Below are 23,138 nucleotides of genomic sequence, written 5' to 3'. Positions count from 1 at the left end.
TTTTTTCAGCAGTATACGTATATTCGAAACTTTTTATACTAAAGGAGACATATAATTGAGTTTACAAAAGTTTTTTAGTAACCCCACAGAAGAGTTAACCAAGCTTTTGCATAATGAGGAATTTTGGGAAAACATAGGATGGGGCACAATTAGAATTGTTACAATCGCTATCTTATCCATGATACTTGTGCGAATTGCTAAAATAGCCATAACTAAGTTTTTCAACCTACGTATAAATGGTCCTATTGCTTTAAATCCTACAGCAGAACGAAGATATAGAACCATTTTACGGCTATTACAAAGCATCATCTCATATGCTGTATACTTTTCAGCTATTATAGCTATTCTCTCAGTTATGCATATTAAAGTAGCTGGTTTGCTGGCAGGTGCTGGGATCGTCGGTTTAGCAGTAGGGTTTGGCGCACAGAGTTTGGTAAAGGATGTTATCACCGGATTCTTCATTATATTTGAGGACCAATTCGGCGTTGGCGACTATATCAAAATTTCAGCTGTTGAAGGTACCGTCATAGAAATTGGGTTGAGGACAACAAAGATTAAGGGTGGCGCTGGCGAAATCAATATTATACCGAATGGGACTATTTCAGAGGTTGTGAATTATTCTATCAATAATTCAGTGGCTGTAATTGATGTCAGCATTGCTTATAATAATGATATAGCCAAGGCGGAAAGTTTAATAGAAGAATACTTGAGCAAACTGCCTTCCAATCACGAAGAAATTGTGACTGAGCCCACACTGCTAGGGGTCCAAAATGTAGCAGGTGGTGAAGTGACTTTGCGAATTACAGTAGAAACGTTACCAATGCAGCATTTTGCTGTATCCCGAATGATTCGAAGAGATATTAAAGAAATATTTGATACGTATCATATAGAAATTCCTTTCCCTAAAATGATGGTTTATGAAAGGAATATGAATAGAACGGAGGAAGGTGAGTAAGAGTGGAAAAAAAGCTATACGAGATGAATGATATAGTAGAAATGAAAAAACAGCATCCTTGCGGGACAAATAGATGGAAGATTATCCGAATGGGCGCAGATATTCGCGTGAAGTGTGAAGGCTGTCAGCACAGCGTCATGATTCCACGGCGTGAATTTGAGAAAAAGATGAAAAAGGTATTAGTTCAGGCGAATCCAACAGAAGCCTATGAAAATTAGACATTTGATAAATGAATATCTATAATAGACAGGTTGAATATGAATTTTTGAACGTATAGGGAAAGGTAGTGGGAAAATGGCTTTAACAGCAGGGATTGTAGGATTGCCAAACGTAGGAAAATCCACTTTATTTAATGCGATTACAAAAGCAGGAGCACTTGCAGCAAACTATCCATTCGCAACGATTGACCCGAACGTAGGGATTGTAGAAGTGCCAGATGCGCGTCTTGATGAATTAACGAAATTAGTCCAACCAAAGAAAACAGTACCCACAGCATTTGAATTCACTGATATAGCAGGTATTGTAAAAGGTGCCAGCAAAGGTGAAGGCCTAGGAAATAAATTCTTGGCACATATCCGTGAAGTGGATGCAATTACGCAAGTAGTTCGCTGTTTCGAAGATGAAAATATTACACATGTTGCTGGAAAGGTAGATCCTATCAGCGATATTGAAGTAATTAATCTAGAGCTTATTCTTGCTGACTTAGAATCGGTTGATAAACGATATGCAAAAGTAGAAAAATTAGCTCGTCAAAAAGATAAAGAAGCAATGGTGGAAGCGCCGGTTTTAGAAAAAGTTAAAGAAGCTTTCGCAAACGAAAAACCTGCACGTTCAGTTGATTTATCAGATGAAGAATTAAAAATTATCAAAAGTTTAAATCTACTAACGCTAAAACCAATGCTTTACGTAGCTAACGTTTCAGAAGATGAAGTAGCGGATGTAAGCAACAATCAATACGTACAAACAGTACGTGATTATGCTGCAAAAGAAGGTGCAGAGGTAATCGTCGTTTGTGCTAAAATTGAAGAAGAAATTGCTGTATTGGACGATGAAGAAAAAGCTATGTTTTTAGAAGAACTAGGCATTGAAGAATCTGGTCTAGATCAGTTAATCAAAGCTTCTTATAGCTTGCTAGGCCTAGCCACTTACTTTACAGCAGGTGTCCAAGAAGTAAGAGCTTGGACTTTCCGCAAAGGTATGAAAGCTCCTCAATGTGCGGGCGTCATCCACTCAGACTTCGAGCGTGGATTTATCCGTGCTGAAACTGTTTCTTACGATGATTTAATGCAATACGGTTCTATGAGTGCAGCAAAAGAAGCTGGCCGTGTCCGTCTTGAAGGAAAAGAGTATGTTGTACAAGATGGCGACATTATGCTATTCCGCTTTAATGTATAGTTGATAATTAGAACCATGTGATGATATTAGGCATCACATGGTTTTTTATTTACTTAATCTATGGAGACATGAAATATACAATAATTCAATTCAATAGTTGTCCAAAGCAATCTCTTGTGGTACAATATATTGATGTGAGTAGTAAATATTACTAACTCCTTGCCAAGTGACATTCATTTGGCCAAAGTCCATAAGGAGGTGCTTATAAATGAGAGCATATGAATTAATGTACATTATCCGTCCAAACATCGAAGAAGAAGCTAAAAAGGCTTTAGTTGAACGTTTCGACGAAATCCTAACTTCTAACGGAGCAGAAATCATCGAATCTAAAGAGTGGGGCAAACGCCGTCTTGCTTATGAAATCGAAGACTTCCGTGAAGGTTACTATCAAATCGTAAAAGCTAACGCTGATACAAAAGCGATCGACGAATACACTCGTTTAGCTAACATCAGCGAAGATATCATTCGCCATATCGCAGTTCGCGAAGAAGAAAAATAATTAATTATAAATAAAAAAGCAGAGAAGGGGGTTGAATTCTGATGATTAACCGCGTCGTATTAGTCGGAAGGCTAACAAAAGATCCGGAACTTCGCTACACACCAAATGGTGTAGCAGTTGCTCGTTTTACATTAGCTGTGAATAGAACATTTTCTAATCAACAAGGTGAAAAGCAAGCCGACTTCATCAACTGTGTTGTTTGGCGCAAACAAGCTGAAAATACTGCAAACTTCTTGCATAAAGGAAGCCTTGCAGGGATTGAAGGCCGCATCCAAACAGGCAGTTTTGAAGGTCAAGACGGCAAGCGTGTATACACAACAGAAGTGGTGGCAGATAGTGTCCAATTCTTAGAACCACGAAGTGCAACTGGAGATCGTCCGGCACCAAGCCAATCGTATGGCGGCCAACCGTCTTACGGTGGTGGCAGCCAATATGGCAGTGCTTCTCAAGAAGGGAATTATCAACAGCCATCATATCAACAGAATCACTCACCTAATCAGCAAAACTATACACGTGTAGATGAAGATCCATTTGCGCCAATGAATAACAATGGCGGAGGGAAAGTCGACGTAACAGAAGACGACCTTCCATTCTAGCAGGAGATTACCACACGTTAATACAAAATGATTATGAGGAGGGACTACACAATGGCACCACGTAGAGGAGGCCGCAAACGCCGTAAAGTTTGCTATTTCACTTCTAATAACATCAAACACATCGATTATAAAGATGTTGATTTGCTAAAAAAATTCATCTCTGAGCGCGGAAAAATTCTTCCACGCCGTGTGACTGGTACAAGCGCTAAATATCAACGTAAACTTACATCAGCAATCAAAGTTGCTCGTGTAATGGCTTTACTACCATTCACTGCAGAAGATAAATAATAAATGTTAAAAGACTAGCTTATGCTAGTCTTTTTTTATCGATATAAAGCTTAATTTCTTTATTTGTTTAAGCCATCTAAGTAGTGCTAGCAAGCCGCTAAAAAAACTTTGGGTTATTTATCCGGCTGGGGAACAAGAGGATTCTTACATTTTTTATAAGAGTAATGATTGCTGTTTCAATCAAGTTTGGTGGAGAGCTAGATACCCCTTGAGCTTTTGTTTGCAACCACGAAACATGGTACAATAGTAAGATGAAATAGTAGATTGTCTATAAGAAAAGGAAGGTTATAAATGCCGGAAAACAAGACAAGAAGATTGACACAGGGCGCAATGATGATTGCGTTATTTACAATATTATTAGCTATTTCAACCTACGTGCCTCTCATCAATATTGTAACAGTTTGGTTCGTGCCACTGCCTTTAGCATGGTATGCAGCAAAGTACGAAAGTAAATTTTCGTTAGCTGCTATTGCAATCAGTATTATTCTGTCCCTTTTAATTGGCGGCCTCTTAGCGCTTCCTCAGGCTATTTTATTTGGCATTGTTGCTTTTATAGTGGGATATGGCATACGCAAACAGAAGAGCAAAGGATTCTTATTTTTATCAACTTCTTTAGCATCGTTAGTTGTAATTTCCGTTGAATATGTGATTGCTGTACGCTTTTTTCATATGGATTTTATAAAACAAATGATTGAAACTGCAAGAAAAAGCTATGAAAAGTCAAATGAATTGACTAAGGCAATGACCGGACAAGCACCGCTTTCCAGTGAACAGATCGAAACGATGATTAATACAATACAGATAAGCATGCCTACACTAATCATCTTGTGCGTATTTGCATTTGCTTGGTTAATGATTTCGGTTCAGTTACCTTTATTGCGTAGATTGGGCTTAAATGCACCCAAATTTAAGCCGTTCAAAGACTTGCGTTTACCTCGAGCTATGTTGTGGTATTATCTTGCTGTCTTAGCAATAACATTGTTTATCAAGCCAGCAGAAGGAACATTTCTTTATGTCATAATACTGAATCTATCCTTTCTTCTAACCATTTTGTTTTTGATTCAAGGAATATCCTTTATCCATTTCATCATAAATCAAAAAGGTTGGCCGAAGTGGACAGCAGTTGTCGCTACAATATTGGCTTTTCCGTTAAGTTCATTTGTCACTTTGATAGGAATTGCTGATTTAGGCTTTCAACTGCGCGAGCTAATAAGTGACATGACAAGAAAATAAGGAGTTGGGATTTATGGGTTCTCTTTTTAGAAAAAGACCAATACGTTATCCTCTTTTAATGCTGTCGCTGCTTGGCTTAGCAAGTATAGTTATTTGCTTAATGTGGAATGCATTGATCGGCATCCTTTATGGTTTAATCCTTATCCTTGTATTTATCCTTGCTTGGAAGGCTGAAATGGATACCTATAAGGAAACGGAAAAGCATATTGAGATGCTTTCATACCGCTTGAAAAAAGTGGGCGAAGAGGCGTTGCTTGAGATGCCAATCGGGATTGTACTGGTTGGGGATGAGTATGAGATAGAATGGTGCAACCCGTATATGCACGAAATTTTAAATAAAGAGTCATTGATTGGAGAAGATTTGTTTTCCTTATCAGATGATTTTTATACATTAATCAAGCATGAGGACTCTAACGAATTAAATTTAACGCTAAATGAACGCAAATACAGGGCTTACTATAGATCAGAGGAAAAACTAATTTACTTCTTTGATATTACGGAACAAGTAGAAATCGAAGAGTTATATAATGAAGATCGAACAGTGATCGCCATCCTGTTTGTTGATAACTATGACGAAATTACACAAGGGATGGATGACCAAACGCGTAGCCAGACAAATTCTCTTGTGACTTCGCTAGTTAATAACTGGAGCAATGCGAACGGCATTTTCCTGAAAAGAATTGCTGCGGACCGTTTTATAGCTATATTGAATGAGTCCATTTTGCAAGAACTAGAGAAAAAACGTTTTTCAATTCTTGATGATATACGAGAAATTACAGCTCAGCAAAATTTGTCGTTAACGTTAAGTATTGGAGTAGGGGCAAGCTCGACATCACTTATAGAATTAGGAGAGTTAGCGCAGTCCAGTTTAGACCTAGTTTTAGGTCGCGGTGGCGACCAGGTAGCAATTAAAGAAGCGAATGGTAAAGTAAGATTCTATGGCGGTAAGACGAATCCCGTTGAAAAACGCACGAGAGTCCGTGCAAGGGTTATTTCACATGCTTTGCGTGATTTAATCCAAGGCAGTGACCAAATTTTCGTTATGGGTCACAAGATGCCCGATATGGATGCGATTGGCGCGGCTATCGGTGTGAGAAAGATGGCTGATATGAACGGGGTTAAAGGATATGTTGTCGTTGATTTTGACAATATAGACAATAGCATTAATCGTCTTATGCAGTTGGTAAAAGAGAAATCAGACTTATATAACCGTTTTATTACACCAGAGCTTGCGATTGATAAAATGACAGAGAAGTCTCTGCTTATTATAGTGGATACACATAAGCCAAGCATGACGATAGAGGCAAAGCTATTAAATAAAACAGATAAAGTCGTTGTGATTGACCATCACCGTCGGGGCGAAGAATTTGTTAAAAGCCCGATGCTAGTCTACATGGAGCCATATGCATCTTCTACTGCAGAGCTAGTGACCGAATTACTAGAATATCAGCCGAAAGATGATAAAATATCTATGTTGGAGGCGACAGCCTTATTAGCTGGCATTATAGTCGATACCAAGAGCTTTACATTGCGTACAGGTGCTAGAACTTTTGAGGCAGCTTCGTACTTGCGTACAAATGGGGCAGATACGGTACTCGTCCAACGATTATTAAAAGAAGATATTACAACCTATATTGAACGCTCCAAAATCGTGCAGACAGCAGAGTTTTACCATGAAGGATTGGCGATTGCTCGTGGTGATGATGATCAAATCTATAACTCTGTATTAATTGCGCAGACAGCGGATATTTTGTTGACGATGAAAGATATTTCAGCCTCATTCGTTATTGCACATCGTAGTGATGGCAGAATTGGCATTAGCGCCCGCTCGTTAGGTGAAATGAATGTTCAGCTAGTAATGGAAGAACTCGGTGGAGGCGGACATCTGACGAACGCAGCATGCCAATTAGAAGCAGATACGATTGATGAAGCAATTGAACGACTAAAAGTAGCTATAGATAAAGTAATAGAAGGGGGAAAAGAATCATGAAAGTGATCTTTTTAAAAGATGTAAAAGGGCAAGGAAAAAAAGGTGAAACAAAAGAAGTGTCAGATGGTTATGCACGTAACGTACTTTTGAAGCAAAAAAGTGCTGTTGAAGCAACTCCAGCTGCACTAGCTCAATTGAATGCACAAAATAAACGTGCTGCCCTTGATGCAGCCCAAGAATTAGAAGACGCAAAAGCATTAAAGGAAAAATTAGAGGGCTTAACAGTTGAATTAACAGCTAAACCAGGAAAAGATGGCCGATTATTTGGTTCTATTACGTCTAAACAAATTGTAGAACAGCTACAAAAAGACTTTGGCATCAAAATTGATAAAAGAAAAATGGAAATGAAAGATGCGATTCGTACATTAGGCGTAACGAAAGTTCCTGTTAAGCTTCATCATGAAGTATCTGCTGCATTGAAAGTACATGTTGCAGAACAAGAATAAGGGAGAGACAGTATGAACGATCCACAATTGGACCGTATTCCACCGCACAATCAAGAAGCTGAACAATCCGTAATTGGCGCTATTTTTCTTGAGCCGCAAGCTTTGATTACCGCTTCAGAAGTACTGTTACCAGAAGATTTTTATCGTACGGCACACCAAATGATTTTCCAAACAATGTTGCGCTTAAGCGACCAAGGAAAAGCGATTGATGTTATTACGGTAACGGAAGAGTTATCTTCGCATAATGAGCTTGAGGATATTGGCGGTATTTCTTATATTACGGAAATTGCGAATGCTGTCCCAACAGCAGCTAATGTCAGCTACTACGCTCATATCGTTTCAGAAAAGGCGTTGCTTCGCCGTTTAATACGTGTGGCAACAAAAATAGTCGAAGATGGCTATACGCGTGAAGATGAAGTAGACGCACTTCTTGCTGAAGCAGAGAGCAAAGTAATGGAAGTAGCCAATCGAAAGAATGCCGGTGACTTCAAACATGTCAAAGACGTGCTTGTTGAGACATATGCCAATGTGGAGAAACTTCAAAATCGCCAAGGTGATATCACGGGAATCCCAACAGGTTTCCGTGATTTAGACCGTCTAACAGCAGGATTCCAGCGAGGAGATTTAATCATCGTTGCTGCGCGTCCTTCAGTAGGGAAAACCGCCTTTGCGCTGAATGTGGCACAAGCTGTTGGTACCTTAACAGAGGAGAATGTTGCTATTTTCTCTTTGGAAATGGGTGCTGAACAGCTTGTCATGCGTATGCTGTGTGCTGAGGGTAATATCGACGCACAAGTCTTACGGACAGGCGCTCTCAATTCAGAAGACTGGCGAAAGCTTACGATGGCGACAGGTACATTATCCAGAGCAGGCATCTATATCGATGATGCAGCTGGTGTACGTGTAAGTGAAATACGTGCCAAATGTCGTCGTCTTAAACAAGAACAAGGACTTGGCATGATTTTGATCGACTACTTACAATTGATTCAAGGCAGCGGTGGAGCAGGTCAAAATAGACAACAAGAAGTATCAGAAATATCTCGTTCACTAAAAGCATTGGCACGTGAGTTGGAAGTGCCTGTTATTGCGCTATCCCAATTATCTCGTGGTGTTGAACAGCGACAAGATAAACGTCCAATGATGAGTGATTTGCGGGAGTCTGGAAGTATTGAGCAGGATGCTGATATCGTAGCATTCCTATACCGTGAAGATTATTATGATAAAGAGACAGAAGACGCCAATACAATTGAAATTATTGTTGCCAAACAGCGTAATGGCCCGACAGATACGGTGAAGTTGGCATTTAAAAAAGAATACAATAAATTTGTTAGCGTAGATTGGACAGCAGACGTACCTGCTGGCTTTTAGTTGTGAGAGCATTACATTTAATGCTCTTTTTTTTATTGCCAGAATGGGCAGTTAATCTTGGAGCAAGAAAAGGAAGGAATTCTATGCAAAACGGAACTAACACTCTATTGAGGTAATATTACCCAAAGTCTATAACTTTATTATTAAAAAAACGAACATTGTAGTCTGACTTCTATTACATGTTCGTATATTTTAGCCATCTTGTATTGACTTGGCCTATTTTCGTTGTTACAATAAGTCTGTTTGAATCAGGGTGCAATGAATGTGCCTGACGGAGGTGCTGATTATGACATCAGTTGTAGTAGTAGGAACACAATGGGGAGACGAAGGAAAAGGGAAAATTACCGACTTCTTATCGAAAGAAGCTGAAGCCATCGCCCGCTATTCTGGTGGTGATAATGCAGGCCATACAATCCAATTTGAAGGGGAAACGTATAAATTGCATTTAATCCCTTCAGGCATTTTTTATAAAGAAAAAATGTCCATTATGGGGAATGGTATGGTAATCAACCCCAAATCACTTGTTGAAGAATTAAAAGGACTACAAGAAAGAGGCGTAAGCACAGAGAATTTACGCATCTCAAATCGAGCTCACGTTATTCTGCCGTATCATATTTACCAAGATAAAGTAGATGAGGAAGCCCGCGGTGACCAAAAAATTGGAACAACCTGCAAAGGAATTGGCCCATGTTATATTGATAAGGTACAGCGAATTGGTATCCGTATCGCAGATCTACTAGATAAAAAAGTATTCGAAGAAAAGCTACGTACAAACTTAGAAATGAAAAACCGTCTTTTTGAAAAATACTATGGTGTAGAACCTTTGAAATTTGAAGATATTTTTGAAGCATTTTACCAATATGGTCAAGAAATTGCTCAGTATGTAACAGATACATCTAAGATTCTTAGTGATGTGCTAGAAGAGGGCAATAAGGTACTATTTGAGGGTGCGCAAGGCGTTATGCTGGATGTAGACCATGGCACATATCCATATGTCACTTCATCCAATCCAGTTGCTGGTGGCGTTGCAACAGGTGCTGGCGTAGGCCCATCACAAGTAAACCGTGTGATCGGTGTAAGTAAAGCTTATACTTCACGCGTAGGAGATGGACCGTTCCCAACTGAATTATTTGATGAAATTGGCCAACAAATTCGTGAAGTTGGACGAGAATATGGTACAACAACAGGCCGTCCACGCCGAGTAGGCTGGTTTGACTCCGTAGTTGTCCGCCATTCTCGCCGCGTATCAGGTATTACAGATTTAGCATTAAACTCAATCGATGTGTTAACTGGTCTTGAAACTGTAAAGATCTGTACAGCGTATGAATATAATGGTGAAATTATTACAGAATACCCTGCGACTCTTCACGCAATTGAAGGCTGCAAACCAATCTACGAAGAGCTTCCTGGATGGACAGAGGATGTCACAGGATGCAAAACGCTAGATGAGTTGCCTGAGAACGCAAGAAACTATGTAAAACGTGTAAGTGAGCTAACTGGTATCCGCATTGCAACATTCTCAGTGGGACCAGATCGTGATCAAACTAATGTACTGCTTAATGTGTGGGACGCGTAATTCTAACCCCATCATATAAAAGTCAAAAGGCAATCCCCTCTTTTCGAGGGATTGCCTTTTATTAATGGATATCCTTCTTCTTAAAACGTCCTCCACGCACTTCAGCAATATTGCCAATGGCAAGAAAGGCATGTTCGTCAAGTTCGCTAACAATCGTTGTGAGCTTTGATTCTTCTAAACGCGTGATCACTGTGAAGATCACTTTCTTCGTGTCTCCCGTATAAGCACCCTCACCATTTAGATAGGTAACGCCACGGCCCAAACGGTCAATAATTGCTTGCCCGATTTCATCGTATTCATCACTGATAATATAAACCGCCTTCGATTCGTCGAGACCCTGAATGGTAATATCAATCATTTTGTAAGCAATAAAATAAGCTAGCCCTGAATACATTGCTTGTTCCCATGTGAATACAAATCCAGCTACTGTGAAGATAATGAGGTTAAAAAACATGATGATTTCGCCTACGGAGAATGGGAGTTTTTTATTAAAAAGTATAGCTAATACCTCTGTACCATCAAGTGAACCGCCTGATCGAATGACAAGGCCAACTCCGATACCAAGGATGATTCCTCCGAAAACAGTGGATAACAGCAAATCTTGGGTAACGGGTTTTACATGTTCCAAGAGAAGTGTTGCGACAGATAAAGTAGTAATACCGAGTGCAGTTGATAATGCGAATGTTTTCCCAATTTGCTTATAACCGAGGAAAATAAAAGGGATATTAAGGAGGAAAATAAATACGCCTAGTGGCAGATGAGTTAAATGGGAAATAATTATAGAAACGCCGACAATGCCTCCGTCTAAAATGTTGTTGGGAACGAGGAACAGGCTAAGGGCAATAGCAGTTATGCATGCCCCAACGATGACCATAATAGTTCTTTGTGCCAGCCTCTTTTTAGACTGTGTTTTCTTCAGTTTATTTACTTCTATGCCCTTTGGCAAAACCGGCTGCTGTTTCTGTCGGTTTGCATCACTCATAAAATCTCTCCAATCTTTTTGTAGAATAATAGTTTAACCAGACTTACAAATAGAAAGATCCTTGGCGAAGAATTAGCTAATCACAATTTTAAGCCATAGACCTATTCATCCGTAAAGCCCAATTAGTTCCACTAATAACCAAATGAGATGAATTATCATCCTTTTAGCAAAGTGTCACCCTATATCTCTATAATATCGGAAAATTCGGTTTTTAAGAAGTGAAAAGCATGGCTTTGTTAAAACTTTTAAAAAGAAATGCATATTATAGGAGAAATGTAGGGGATAAAATAAGCCCTTATGACCGTTCTAAATCTCAATGAAAATAGCTGAAGTATGGTAAAATTAAATAGGACATATAGTCGATGTGTCGATTCATAGCGAAATTATTCCCCAGGAAATGTCGAAGGGGGTTTTTAAAGATGCAACGCAAACTTAAGAATGGTAGAGTATTGATAGAATAGAAAAAGACCGGAGTAAGGAAGGGGAATATATATTGGATAAGACGATTTTAGTAGTGGACGATGAAAAGCCAATCGCAGATATACTGCAATTTAATTTAATTAAGGAAGGCTATAAAGTTGTCTGTGCATATGATGGAGATGAAGCATTAAAAAAGGTAGAGGAAATTAAACCTGATTTAATGCTTTTAGATATTATGTTGCCAAAAAGAGATGGTATGGAAGTATGCCGTGAAGTACGAAAAAAATATGACTTGCCTATCATTATGCTGACAGCGAAAGATTCAGAGATTGATAAGGTGCTAGGTTTAGAGCTTGGCGCTGATGATTATGTGACTAAACCTTTTAGCACACGAGAATTGATTGCAAGGGTGAAAGCAAATATGCGTAGACACCAAACTGTGGCAGTAGCTGAAGAAACAGTTGAAGAGAACAATGATATCGTAGTAGGATCGCTTGTCATTCAGCCAGATGCATATCTTGTATTAAAAAGAGATGAAGCAATTGAATTAACACACCGTGAGTTTGAGTTACTTCATTACTTGGCTAAGCATATCGGACAAGTTATGACGCGCGAGCACTTACTACAAACTGTTTGGGGCTATGATTACTTTGGAGACGTCCGCACAGTAGATGTGACCATTCGTCGACTTCGTGAAAAAATTGAAGATAACCCGAGTCATCCAGCATGGATTGTCACTCGCCGAGGCGTTGGCTATTATTTAAGAAATCCTGAACAGGAGTAAAAGAACATGCAAAAGGTCCGTTTTTTTAAATCAGTCCAAGTTAAACTAGTACTGATTTATGTATTACTCATCCTTATTGCAATGCAAATTATAGGGCTTTATTTTGCAAAGGAATTGGAACAAAACCTAAAGAAGAGCTTTGAAACTTCAGTTACTGATCGTTTGACGCTTGTTAACTTTAGCGTTAAAGAAGAATTGTTAAAAGAACGAACGGATAGTGATCCAACGCTTGAACAAAGCTTAAAAAGTATTGTAGATTTATCCTCCGATGATATTAAAGAAATTAGAGTCATAGATCCGCGTTACCGAATCCTTGCTTCCTCTGATAAGAGCAATCAGTCTATTGTCGGGCAACGAGAAATGGATTCACTTGTAAGGCAATCTATTACAACACAAACGCGCTATGCCAAAATTGCATTAGATGAAAAGACACGCAAAAGAATTTGGGTAGTGGCCACTCCCATCATGTCAAATGGAAAGGCTAATGGCAAAGAAATTGGAACCGTTTATGTAAAGGCAAACATTGAACGGATTTTTGAGCAAATGAATGATATTAATCAAATCCTTGCAGCCGGTACAGCATTAGCATTAGCCATAACAATTGTGCTTGGCATTTTTATTGCCAGAACTATTACAAAACCAATTTCCGATATGCGAAGACAAGCGCAAGCAATGGCCAGAGGGAATTTCTCAAGGAAGGTTAAAGTTTATGGCAACGATGAAATAGGTCAATTAGCTATTGCCTTCAACCATCTGACCAATCGTCTTCAAGAAGCGCAGTCAACTACTGAAGGTGAGAGAAGAAAGCTTGCCTCCATCCTTACAAATATGACGGATGGCGTTATTGCGACTGATCGGAAGGGGAAAATTATATTAATCAATTCACCAGCTGAAAAACTGTTAAATAGCGGCCATAATGAGCTAATGGGAAGACCATTGGTTTCTGTATTAGGTTTGGAGAAACAACATACATTTGAGGATTTAATCCACATGAAGGATGCAATCAACCTTGATTTTAGTTCCTCAGAGCGTCCTTATATTTGGCGTGCTAATTTCTCTGTAATACAGAAGGAAACTGGCTTTGTGAACGGTTTGATTACAGTTCTGCATGATATTACAGAACAAGAAAAGATTGATATGGAACGGCGCGAGTTTGTGTCTAATGTATCTCATGAATTGCGTACGCCACTTACAACGATGCGCAGTTACTTAGAAGCATTGACAGAAGGGGCTTGGCAAAACAAAGAGATTGCCCCGCACTTTTTACATGTCACACAAACTGAGACGGAGCGAATGATTCGTCTGGTAACAGACTTATTACAGCTTTCCCATATGGATAGCAGAGAATATGAAATCAATGCTGATATTGTGGATTTTAATCGATTCTTCAACAGCATTATTGACCGTTTTGAAATGGCAAAATCAAAGAACGTTGAATTTATACGATTATTGCCTTCTGTTTCATACTATGTAGAAATCGATACAGATAAGATTACTCAAGTTATTGATAATATTATCTCCAATGCATTGAAATATTCGCCGGATGGCGGCAATATTCGCTTTGGCATGAAAGCAAATGATGGTATTTTAACCGTCATGATTTCAGATGATGGAATGGGTATTCCAAAAGATAATGTTGACCGTATTTTTGACCGTTTTTATCGTGTAGATCGGGCACGGGCACGATCTATGGGTGGAACAGGGCTTGGTCTTGCTATTTCTCGGGAAATGATTGTAGCGCATGGCGGGAAAATATGGGCAGAGAGTGAAGAGGGAGTAGGCACAACCATTTTCTTCACATTGCCATATGAAGAGGATGAGGCAGGTGAGTGGGATTGAAATATATCGAGCAGATTAAATCACTTTTACTCTTCGTCTTAGTCTTTTTAAGCATTACATTGACGTTTTCCATTTGGACATACAAACCAGACTATGACCCACTTGAAAAGCAAAAACCGCCGCTGAATGTTTCTTTTGAAAAGAAACAACAGCTGGCTGATGTCGTTAAACCATATCGTATGGTCTTCCACGAGAAGAATTCGTGGCGCGGCACAGATCGGTATGAAGAAATGAAAAACATGCTGAATCGAATGCATCGTTGGCGTATCTCTAATATGACTTTAGTAAGCAAAAATGCGAATGCCTATAAGGTGAATCAATTAATGAGAGATGCAGATAACTTCACGCTATTTTTCCCTGCTGAGGTGCCCTATGCCATCTTCCAAAATATTTTGCCGTCCGTCGATGAGCAGCCTAAAAATCTTTCATTTAATAAAATGGTTTTAGATTGGGAGCGCATAGACGACTCAGATGAACTTATTGTTTTCTTCGCCAATACTGCTAATGGTCAGCTTTACAAAGCAAAGGTACATGTAGATAGCCAAGATGACTTTTATAAACATATTATAGACAAATCTCATTCTCTTGAACGTTATATTGCGTACGCAAGGGAAAGAGGAAATACACTGTATTTACCTGCACAAGAGGAGAAGGTTATGCAGTATACGTATTTAAGCTCTTCTTCATCTATTGATAAGTTTAAAAATGCATTATTTACAATGCCTAAAAGAGTTAAAAGCAGTATTGATGATACAAACTTTAAAGAGAATTATACGGATGGCGTTTCCATGATGACTGTTAATACAAGTAAAAAAACATTGGATTATGTTGATGCCAATGCTGTAGACAACTTAGAAAAGACAAATAAATCTAGCCTTATCTTGAATACATTTAATTTTATTAATGAACATGGTGGATGGACAGGCGATTTCCGCTATGAAGATGTTGATACTTCAAACAACAAAATTATGTATCAGCTATATGTGAAAGACTATATGGTATATACTGACCCATCTGTCACCTCTACAGCGATTGAGACTGTATGGGGAGAAACCCGTATTGCTCGTTATATACGTCCTTATTACAAGCTTGTCTCTGTCCCTGAAAACGAAACCGTTATGATAGAGAGTGGCGAAAGAGCCATTGAGGAAATAAGCAAACAAGATGGTGTCGATATAAATGATGTGGAAGAAATAAGGCCGGGTTATTATTTATCTACGAATGAACGTCCGAATGTCTTTATACTGAAGCCTACTTGGTTTTACTTTATCAATGGCAAGTGGAAGTCTCTACCTCTAGTGCCGAGTGCAGGAGGTGAGCAAGTTGGATTGGAATAAAGCCAAAACCATCTTTATCATTGTATTTTCTATTTTAAATATATTTTTGTATTATATGTACGTAAATCGTTATAATGAAGCGCAAAGTGTTCCTGTTATTGGCGATACAGATTTTTCTACACGTTTAAAAGATGAAAACATAACGATTAAAAATAAGCCTGCTGCAACGATTAACGTCTCCTATATTTCAGGCAAAATTAAAAAATTTAATATGTTGGAGCTTGCCCAATTGAAAAATCAAAAGCTCCATATCGGTAATAATGACACAGAAATTGTATCAAAGATTACCAAGCCGATGCCTTTGACAAGTTTATCAGCTAATAATATAACGCAATTTGTTGAGAAGAATGTTTATAAAGGAAGATCGTATAGGCTTTGGAAGATAGACAAGTTAAACAAAGTAGCAACATTCTTCCAAGTTTCAGATAATCGAACGATTTATTACAATCAGAATGCAGCTGTAAAAGTACATTGGAATGACGCAAATGAAATCACAAACTATGAACAGAGGATGTTTGATTCACTGAAAAGTTTTGGCGAAAAAGGAACGTTGATTGAACCAGAAAAAGCTATTAAGGCTATTCTAAACAAAGGCTATTTAATGCCGAACTCTACTATTACAAAAATAGAGCTTGGCTATTCAACACTTGTACCTTTAACGCAAATCCAAGTACTGGCACCAACATGGTATATACATGTAGAGTTGCCAAAGGATAAAAAAGGGATTAAGAATGAAGTGGATTACTTTGTAAACGCAGATGGGACAATCGTAGATATTGAACATAACGCCAAAGAAAGGGAATTACAGCAACAGTAAGGAGTTTTAGCCATGCAGTTTAGTGTGTTAGCTAGTGGCAGTACTGGCAACTCCATCTTTGTAGAGAGCGGCGAACATTCATTAATCGTCGATGCTGGGTTGACTGGCAAAAAGATGGAACAGCTTTTTGAAAAAGTAGGCCGTGATATAAAAAGTTTAAACGGGATATTGGTTACACATGAGCATTCTGACCATATTAAAGGTGTGGGAGTGCTGGCGAGAAAATATCAAATACCTGTATTTGCAAATGAAAAAACATGGAAGGCAATGGATGGGCTAGTCGGAACAATTCCAACAGACCTTCGTTTTCAATTTGATATGGAAACGGTCAAAACCTTTGGCTCATTAAATGTTGAGTCCTTCGCTGTTTCACATGATGCAAGTGATCCTATGTTTTATTGCTTCCATGATGGTCAAAGAAAGCTAGTGGTCATCACAGATACAGGCTATGTTAGCGATCGGATGAAAGGCATTATAAGAAGTGCTGATTCATTTGTTTTTGAAAGCAACCATGATGTTGGCATGCTGCAGATGGGACGTTATCCTTGGTCAGTCAAACGCCGAATTTTGAGCGACTTAGGGCACGTTAGCAATGAGGATGCAGCTGTTGCAATGAGTGAAGTGATAGATCAGAAGCCAACGCGCATCTATTTATCACACTTAAGTAAAGACAATAATATGAAAGATTTAGCACGCATGAGCGTTTCTCAAACATTGCAATCATGTGGCATTATGCCTGGTGAATTCGTCCAATTGTATGATACGGATGCGAATGAACCAACAGAACTGGTCACAGTCTAAATATATAGAAATCCCCCTTTATGAAAGGGCTCTGTCCGTTATATTGATAACGAACGAGATTAGAGTCAGTTTAATAAAAGGGGATTTTTTTATGCCGAAATGGGGAAGTTAAGATTAGGAAAACTTTGAGGTGATTTTAAACTTGTTTTCATCTTATTTTAATGTTGGTCAGATATTGTATTACTAACGAAGCAGATAATTGAAGAAAGGGTGAAATATATGGGATATTACGATCAAGATGAAACAAAAACACGTAGAAAAGATGGCAGCAAGGCAGGCTATTTTTTGAGCGGAATTATCGGTGTCATTGTAGGAGCACTTCTTGTATGGCTCTTATTGCCGTCCATGGTGGATTACCTGCCGAATAATAATAGTGCGAGAGTATCGAGCAGCGGCAGTTCCACAGCCAATAAAACATCAACTCCACAGGTGTCTACAGAGGTTTCAACGAATGTAACAGATGCTGTTGCGAAGACAAAGGATGCAGTCGTGGGCATTACAAATATTCAACAAACGCAAACTGACTTATGGGGCGACTTACCATTCCAAGATGGTGGCGGCATCACTGGAGGTAATGGCAAAAACGATCAGGATTCTAGTGAGCCAGTTGGTAGTGGTTCTGGTGTCATTTATAAAAAAGTAGGTAACAAAGCATATATCGTCACCAATAACCATGTTGTTGAAGGAGCTAAAACGTTAGAAGTTACATTTTCAGACGGCTCTAAAGAACAAGCTAAGCTAGTCGGTACAGATATATGGACAGATTTAGCGGTTATTTCTATCTCAAGTAAAAAGGTAAAAACGGTGGCTACTTTTGGTGACTCTGATAAATTAAAACAAGGTGAAACTGCAATTGCTATTGGTAACCCTCTAGGATTAGACTTCTATGGTTCTGTTACAACTGGCGTTATCTCAGGAACTGATCGTACTGTGCCGGTTGATTTAAATGAAGACGGTACGGAGGATTGGCAAGAAGAAGTATTGCAAACAGATGCAGCAATCAACCCAGGGAATAGTGGCGGTGCATTAATCAATTTGGCAGGTCAAGTCATTGGTATTAACTCAATGAAGATTTCTGAATCTGCTGTAGAAGGATTAGGTTTTGCCATACCAATCAATTCAGCTATTCCTGTAATAGACGAATTGCAACAAACAGGGAAAGTAGTAAGACCTTCAATGGGCGTATCACTAATCGACTTAACAGATGTACCAGCTTACCACCAAAGCCAAACATTAAAATTGCCTCCTGAAGTAACAGCTGGTATCGTTGTTAGCCAAGTTGTAAAAAATTCTTCAGCTGAAAAAGCAGGTATTCAAAAATATGATGTCATAGTCGAAATGGATGGAGAGAAAGTAGACAATTCTATCGACCTCCGTAAGATACTTTACAACAAGAAACATGTTGGAGATCACATCAAATTGAAAGTGTATCGTGATGGCAAGTTGGTTCAAAAAACATTAACATTAGAAGACAGCTCAAAACTAAAACAATAATTTAGTTTGTGGATAAGTAATGGAAAAGAATTAAATTATAAACAAGCGAGCAAGGAAAGAAAATCCCCTTCTTTCCAGCTCGCTTTTTGTTTGATACAATGAGTTGTGGATAAAAAAAGGCAAATTGTGCATAACTCTGTGGAAATCTAAAAGCAAGAAAGGAATAAATATTTTGACAATATATAGCTGTGAAACCCATATAGGACATGCTTTAGACATGTTTGTTGCAACTGAAAAAAAGATACCGTTAATGGAAAATATCAGTGAGGAAGAAAAGTTATCCACAAAGTGCGAGTACTGTGAAGAGCGTGCAACATATATTGTGGCGAACAAATGAACGCCCACAATATATTGAAATGAATTGTGGATATGTGTATAACTTTTGGGGATAAGTTGTTTGTAAATAAAAAAGGTAGGTGGATAACTTGTGGGTATAACAATTATTAGTGTCGGTAAATTGAAGGAAAAGTATTTAAAAATGGGCATTGAGGAGTATGTCAAACGCTTAAATGGTTATACAAAAATGGAAATTATCGAAGTTCCTGACGAAAAAGCGCCTGAACAATTGAGTGATGCTGAAATGGAAATCGTTAAAAAGAAGGAAGGAGAAAGGATTCTCGCTAAACTAACCCCTGATCATTATGTCATCGCCCTTGCTATCAATGGTAAGATGCGCAGCTCCGAGGAACTCTCAAAAGATATTGAAAGTCTCATGACATATGGCCAAAGCAAAATTGCTTTCGTCATTGGTGGTTCGCTCGGCCTTCATGATGATGTGTTACATAGAGCCAACGAAAAACTTTCCTTTGGAAAAATGACCTTGCCACATCAGCTAATGAAGCTAGTATTAGTGGAGCAAGTGTATCGAAGTTTTCGGATTATGAAGGGCGAACCCTATCACAAGTAAGTGCGGTCTATGGAAAGAGCTTAAAGGACATGAAGTATTCATGTTCTCTAAGCTCCTTTTTATACGGTAAATGGGTTATTTATTAGCTGTAAAATTGTTTCTGCGACATCCTCTTTTGGGATTTGTTTTGAAGCATATTGATGTACTTCATTGTCACCTACACATACACTATACACTGCTTTTTCGAATAAACATTGGTCGTTGTTGTCATTTCCGAATGCAATAAAGTCATGTACATTTAGTCTTTCAAGACCAGCGACTTTATTGATACCTAATGGACTTATGTCGATTGCATTTTCATTTTTGTAAGCTGTTATGGAAACAGGTAATTGTTCAAGTAAAGTAGTTACCTGTTGGGTAGGGTCAAATAGGACTAGTTTACATATTTTCTTAAGTTCTGTGATCGTTAAATTTCTTGCAGAGCTTTGGTCAATATTTTTATAGATAGGATGCCCCAAACTACCAGTATAGGCATAATCCCATTCGCCATCAGCTAAATAAGTAAGTTGGTGAGTTTGAATAATATTATGTAACTGGACTAGAAAATTAGGTGAAAAGACATTTGCAGAAACAAAGCCATTTTCTGATGTGAAACAACCGTTACCACCGACCAATTTACCTTTTCTAAATTGAGCTGGAATAACGGGAACTAAATCACGAATCGGGCGTGCAGATGCAAAAATAATTTCATGTCCTGCATGGAATAATTTGGCTAAAGCATCTATAATTGAGCTCTCAATAAGTTTACCATCAAAGCAAAGTGTACCATCAATATCAAAAACAAAGTTCATTCGAATCGCCTCCTGTAAATAGTATAATAATTACATATGGCTGCGGAAAGGACAGGTGTCTTTGTGATGGATTTAGAAAAATTTGCTCAACATTATCTATATAAATTTCCAAACGAGGTCATAAAGGAACTTCAACTAAAAACGTACCAACGAAATGAATCTATATTAAAAACTGGCAATGAAATTGATGGATTATATTTTTTAATAGAGGGTCAATATTATGTCTCAAGCATTGAAATTACAGGTAGAGAATTGTTATTGAGGTATTGTAAAAAGCCTGCCATATTAGGGGACATTGAATTAATTGAACGATGCATTATTCAATCAAATTGTATTGCGGCGGAAACTTGCGAATTTCTATTTATACCGCTTCACACATATAAAAAATATTTACAGTATGATGCCGATTTTACACAGCTCATTTTAAAAGGACTTGCTTATAAATTAAAAACCTGTACGATTTCTTCGAGAGTAAATGCTCTATCTTCTGTAGCTACACGTTTAGCAGCCTATTATTGTACATTGGAATCTGTTGAGACAAGTAGTGAGTATATTGAAACAAGAACGCTAAATGAAGTCGCTTCATTGATTGGCACAACAAAAAGACATTTAAATCGTATATTGAAAAAGTGGAGTGAAGAAGAAATTATTGTTCGAAATGGAGATACACTTCAAATTTTAAATTGGGAAAGAATTAAACAATATTCAAATGATGTGAGATTTGAATGATAATTAAAACTGCATTTAGCTCTATTATGGTGAACCCTATCACAAGTAAGTGCGGTTTTTGAATTACATAGAACAGGCTACGAATTAAAGTAGGCTGTTCTTTATTTATTGACATGGAGTTAACTCCATCTTTTAAAGTGTATATATTAAAAGAATGGAGTGATGTAAATGGCTAGTGTGACGTATATATTGAGTGGATTATATGCTTTTTTAATGGCAGTAGCAGGCATCCAACAATGGAAAAAAGAAGGATATCATGTACGAGCCTTATTATTCATTATTGTATCAACAGGAATTATTTTAACCTTATTTATACCAAGTAAAGACTTGCTGTTTCTATTACTAATTCTCTCATTTGTTTTTCTACACATATTGACGATTATACAAGGGATAGTAACAAATGGCCGCATTAAGTACAGCCATCATATCAGTCGTTTTATTTTCCATAGTATAATTATTCTAATGGTTTATAAATTTATAAAATAGTAGGTGGTAGTGGTGAAAATTGGAGAATTTGCAGAGCGTACCGGTATTAGTAAAGATACTATTCGATACTATGAAAAAATAGGTTTATTACAGCCAGAAATTATAAACAAATATCGTGAATATAACAATAATGACGTCATTCTAATTGAAACCATTATTAAACTAAAACAAACGGGATTTTCACTATTGGAAGTTAAGATGCTTTTTGATTGGTCGAAAAATACGGATCATAATAAAAAATTAACACAAGAAGAAATTCAAAATGTCCTTCAAATAAAAGAGATATTTCAAAATAAATATACACAAATGGTGCAAAAGGAAAATAACATTAAACAAATAAAACGTGTATTACTAAACGCAGATTATAAAATTGAACAACTATTAGAAAGAAATAAGTGTTAGAGTTTTTAACTTTTATATAGATGTCCTTTAAGCATATCATCCATAGTGCATCTTTCTTTGAAAGAGGCACTATGGATTTAATTCTAATGAGATTGTCCCTTTAGTGTGGCTTAATTCAATGATAACTCTACTTTAATTTAATATTCCGTACCTTTTACCATTCTTTTGGTTCATAGTTTAATTCTCTAAATAATTGAGTTCGCTCTTTCTTAGATAAATCTCTCCATTGTCCAGGTGGGAGGTTACCTAAATGAATATTCATGATTCGGGTTCTTTGTAATCGGTAGACGTCGTATCCTAATTCAGCACACATGCGGCGAATTTGACGATTTAGTCCCTGTGTCAAAATGATTTGAAAATCAAATTTTGATAATTGTACTACTTCACAAGGAAGTGTTTTGGTGCCTAATATTTTGACTCCCTCTGACATCTTCTTTAAGAATTCAGGAGTAATTGGCTTGTCTACAGAAACGATATACTCTTTTTCATGCTTATTTTCAGAACGCAGAATTTCGTTAACAATGTCGCCGTCGTTCGTAAGAAGAATTAAGCCCTCCGAATCTTTATCCAGGCGTCCAATATTAAATATTCTTAATGGGTGGTTGACCAAATCAACAATATTCCCTTTTACACCTTTTTCGGTTGTACTCGTAATGCCTACAGGTTTATTTAAGGCAATATAGACATTATTCCTTGCTACAAAGATTGGATTTCCATCTACTTGGACGTCATCCCCAGCTTCAACTTGGCTACCTATAGTTGCACGTTTACCATTGATTGTAACTCTTCCATCAGTAATTAATTTATCTGCACCTCGTCTAGATGCTTTTCCAGCTTCACTTATATATTTATTAATACGCATGTTGGCACATCCTTAATCAGGGATTGTTTTATTAAATACTAACTATACTTTATTTTAAGGCTGAATCACATACTATTATTCAGATATAAGGGATAAAAGTTCATGGCAATTGAAATATATATCGCCATCATAGGAGTATTT

The 23,138-nt window shown here is 37.8% G+C and carries 25 protein-coding genes; 22 read left to right on the top strand and 3 right to left on the bottom strand.

Going from position 1 to position 23,138, the window contains the following annotated elements:
- The first annotated feature begins 55 nt into the window (after positions 1–55).
- The 11 genes from RST01_RS13735 (at position 56) to RST01_RS13685 (ending at position 10,346) form a co-directional block, all read left to right on the top strand.
- Positions 56–955 carry a mechanosensitive ion channel family protein gene (locus tag RST01_RS13735; protein ID WP_223823615.1) on the top strand — a complete coding sequence of 300 codons (900 nt, stop codon included), beginning with the start codon at positions 56–58 and terminating at the stop codon, positions 953–955.
- Positions 956–957: 2 nt separating this feature from the next.
- A complete protein-coding gene (locus tag RST01_RS13730) occupies positions 958–1,173 on the top strand; it encodes a DUF951 domain-containing protein (protein WP_066791180.1) in 216 nt (71 codons plus the stop codon).
- A 76-nt stretch (positions 1,174–1,249) separates the two neighbouring features.
- Entirely contained in the window at positions 1,250–2,350 is a 1,101-nt protein-coding gene (ychF, locus tag RST01_RS13725) for a redox-regulated ATPase YchF (protein WP_147197615.1), read from the top strand.
- Between the two features lie 208 nt (positions 2,351–2,558).
- Positions 2,559–2,849: a 30S ribosomal protein S6 gene (rpsF, locus tag RST01_RS13720; RefSeq protein ID WP_147197613.1), complete on the top strand. Its 291-nt coding sequence runs from the start codon at positions 2,559–2,561 to the stop codon at positions 2,847–2,849.
- Positions 2,850–2,890: 41 nt separating this feature from the next.
- Positions 2,891–3,445, top strand: a complete 555-nt coding sequence (gene ssb / locus RST01_RS13715; protein WP_066791172.1) for a single-stranded DNA-binding protein — start codon at positions 2,891–2,893, stop codon at positions 3,443–3,445.
- Positions 3,446–3,496: 51 nt separating this feature from the next.
- The gene (rpsR, locus tag RST01_RS13710) at positions 3,497–3,733 is read left to right on the top strand and encodes a 30S ribosomal protein S18 (RefSeq protein WP_066791170.1); all 237 of its coding nucleotides are present in this window, start codon (positions 3,497–3,499) and stop codon (positions 3,731–3,733) included.
- A 291-nt stretch (positions 3,734–4,024) separates the two neighbouring features.
- Entirely contained in the window at positions 4,025–4,966 is a 942-nt protein-coding gene (locus RST01_RS13705; protein ID WP_147197611.1) for a YybS family protein, read from the top strand.
- Between the two features lie 13 nt (positions 4,967–4,979).
- A complete protein-coding gene (locus RST01_RS13700) occupies positions 4,980–6,956 on the top strand; it encodes a DHH family phosphoesterase (RefSeq protein WP_147197609.1) in 1,977 nt (658 codons plus the stop codon).
- A complete protein-coding gene (gene rplI, locus RST01_RS13695; protein ID WP_066791164.1) occupies positions 6,953–7,402 on the top strand; it encodes a 50S ribosomal protein L9 in 450 nt (149 codons plus the stop codon). Before RST01_RS13700 ends, rplI begins: the two co-directional genes overlap by 4 nt.
- A 12-nt stretch (positions 7,403–7,414) precedes the next feature.
- The gene (dnaB, locus tag RST01_RS13690; protein ID WP_066791160.1) at positions 7,415–8,770 is read left to right on the top strand and encodes a replicative DNA helicase; all 1,356 of its coding nucleotides are present in this window, start codon (positions 7,415–7,417) and stop codon (positions 8,768–8,770) included.
- A 286-nt stretch (positions 8,771–9,056) separates the two neighbouring features.
- The gene (locus RST01_RS13685) at positions 9,057–10,346 is read left to right on the top strand and encodes an adenylosuccinate synthase (RefSeq protein WP_147197607.1); all 1,290 of its coding nucleotides are present in this window, start codon (positions 9,057–9,059) and stop codon (positions 10,344–10,346) included.
- A gap of 61 nt (positions 10,347–10,407) precedes the next feature.
- On the opposite strand, the gene RST01_RS13680 is transcribed toward RST01_RS13685, so the two are convergent.
- A complete protein-coding gene (locus RST01_RS13680; RefSeq protein WP_147197605.1) occupies positions 10,408–11,328 on the bottom strand; it encodes a YitT family protein in 921 nt (306 codons plus the stop codon).
- A 493-nt stretch (positions 11,329–11,821) separates the two neighbouring features.
- Here RST01_RS13680 and yycF point away from each other — a divergent pair, with 493 nt between their 5' ends.
- The 8 genes from yycF to rlmH all read left to right on the top strand — a co-directional run bounded on the left by yycF (position 11,822) and on the right by rlmH (position 19,727).
- Complete coding sequence (yycF, locus tag RST01_RS13675) at positions 11,822–12,532, top strand: response regulator YycF (RefSeq protein WP_147197603.1); 711 nt, start codon at positions 11,822–11,824, stop codon at positions 12,530–12,532.
- Positions 12,533–12,538: 6 nt separating this feature from the next.
- Entirely contained in the window at positions 12,539–14,371 is a 1,833-nt protein-coding gene (gene walK / locus RST01_RS13670) for a cell wall metabolism sensor histidine kinase WalK (RefSeq protein WP_066791154.1), read from the top strand.
- Positions 14,362–15,708 carry a YycH family regulatory protein gene (locus tag RST01_RS13665; protein ID WP_147197596.1) on the top strand — a complete coding sequence of 449 codons (1,347 nt, stop codon included), beginning with the start codon at positions 14,362–14,364 and terminating at the stop codon, positions 15,706–15,708. The genes walK and RST01_RS13665 overlap by 10 nt, the downstream gene beginning before the upstream one ends.
- Positions 15,695–16,525 carry a two-component system regulatory protein YycI gene (locus RST01_RS13660; RefSeq protein WP_147197594.1) on the top strand — a complete coding sequence of 277 codons (831 nt, stop codon included), beginning with the start codon at positions 15,695–15,697 and terminating at the stop codon, positions 16,523–16,525. The genes RST01_RS13665 and RST01_RS13660 overlap by 14 nt, the downstream gene beginning before the upstream one ends.
- A gap of 12 nt (positions 16,526–16,537) precedes the next feature.
- Positions 16,538–17,326: an MBL fold metallo-hydrolase gene (locus tag RST01_RS13655; protein WP_147197592.1), complete on the top strand. Its 789-nt coding sequence runs from the start codon at positions 16,538–16,540 to the stop codon at positions 17,324–17,326.
- 219 nt (positions 17,327–17,545) lie between these two features.
- Positions 17,546–18,820: a S1C family serine protease gene (locus RST01_RS13650; protein ID WP_066791147.1), complete on the top strand. Its 1,275-nt coding sequence runs from the start codon at positions 17,546–17,548 to the stop codon at positions 18,818–18,820.
- Positions 18,821–18,992: 172 nt separating this feature from the next.
- Positions 18,993–19,157: a CxxH/CxxC protein gene (locus RST01_RS13645; protein ID WP_147197590.1), complete on the top strand. Its 165-nt coding sequence runs from the start codon at positions 18,993–18,995 to the stop codon at positions 19,155–19,157.
- Between the two features lie 90 nt (positions 19,158–19,247).
- Positions 19,248–19,727, top strand: a complete 480-nt coding sequence (gene rlmH, locus RST01_RS13640; protein WP_147197588.1) for a 23S rRNA (pseudouridine(1915)-N(3))-methyltransferase RlmH — start codon at positions 19,248–19,250, stop codon at positions 19,725–19,727.
- Between the two features lie 59 nt (positions 19,728–19,786).
- On the opposite strand, the gene RST01_RS13635 is transcribed toward rlmH, so the two are convergent.
- Positions 19,787–20,518: an HAD hydrolase family protein gene (locus RST01_RS13635; RefSeq protein WP_147197586.1), complete on the bottom strand. Its 732-nt coding sequence runs from the start codon at positions 20,516–20,518 to the stop codon at positions 19,787–19,789.
- Between the two features lie 66 nt (positions 20,519–20,584).
- On the opposite strand from RST01_RS13635, the gene RST01_RS13630 reads away from it, so the two are divergent.
- From RST01_RS13630 to RST01_RS13620, 3 genes are all read left to right on the top strand, one after another.
- Complete coding sequence (locus RST01_RS13630; protein ID WP_147197584.1) at positions 20,585–21,247, top strand: Crp/Fnr family transcriptional regulator; 663 nt, start codon at positions 20,585–20,587, stop codon at positions 21,245–21,247.
- 168 nt (positions 21,248–21,415) lie between these two features.
- A complete protein-coding gene (locus RST01_RS13625; RefSeq protein ID WP_147197583.1) occupies positions 21,416–21,733 on the top strand; it encodes a hypothetical protein in 318 nt (105 codons plus the stop codon).
- Between the two features lie 12 nt (positions 21,734–21,745).
- Positions 21,746–22,135: a MerR family transcriptional regulator gene (locus tag RST01_RS13620; RefSeq protein ID WP_184117588.1), complete on the top strand. Its 390-nt coding sequence runs from the start codon at positions 21,746–21,748 to the stop codon at positions 22,133–22,135.
- Between the two features lie 154 nt (positions 22,136–22,289).
- Here the strand turns inward: RST01_RS13620 and rluF are convergent, their stop codons facing one another.
- Positions 22,290–22,997, bottom strand: a complete 708-nt coding sequence (gene rluF, locus RST01_RS13615; RefSeq protein WP_147197579.1) for a 23S rRNA pseudouridine(2604) synthase RluF — start codon at positions 22,995–22,997, stop codon at positions 22,290–22,292.
- Positions 22,998–23,138: the final 141 nt, after the last annotated feature.

The organism is Rummeliibacillus stabekisii (assembly GCF_007988965.1).
Classification (GTDB): Bacteria; Bacillota; Bacilli; order Bacillales_A; family Planococcaceae; genus Rummeliibacillus; species Rummeliibacillus stabekisii.
This window is presented reverse-complemented; position numbering and strand designations above follow the sequence as displayed.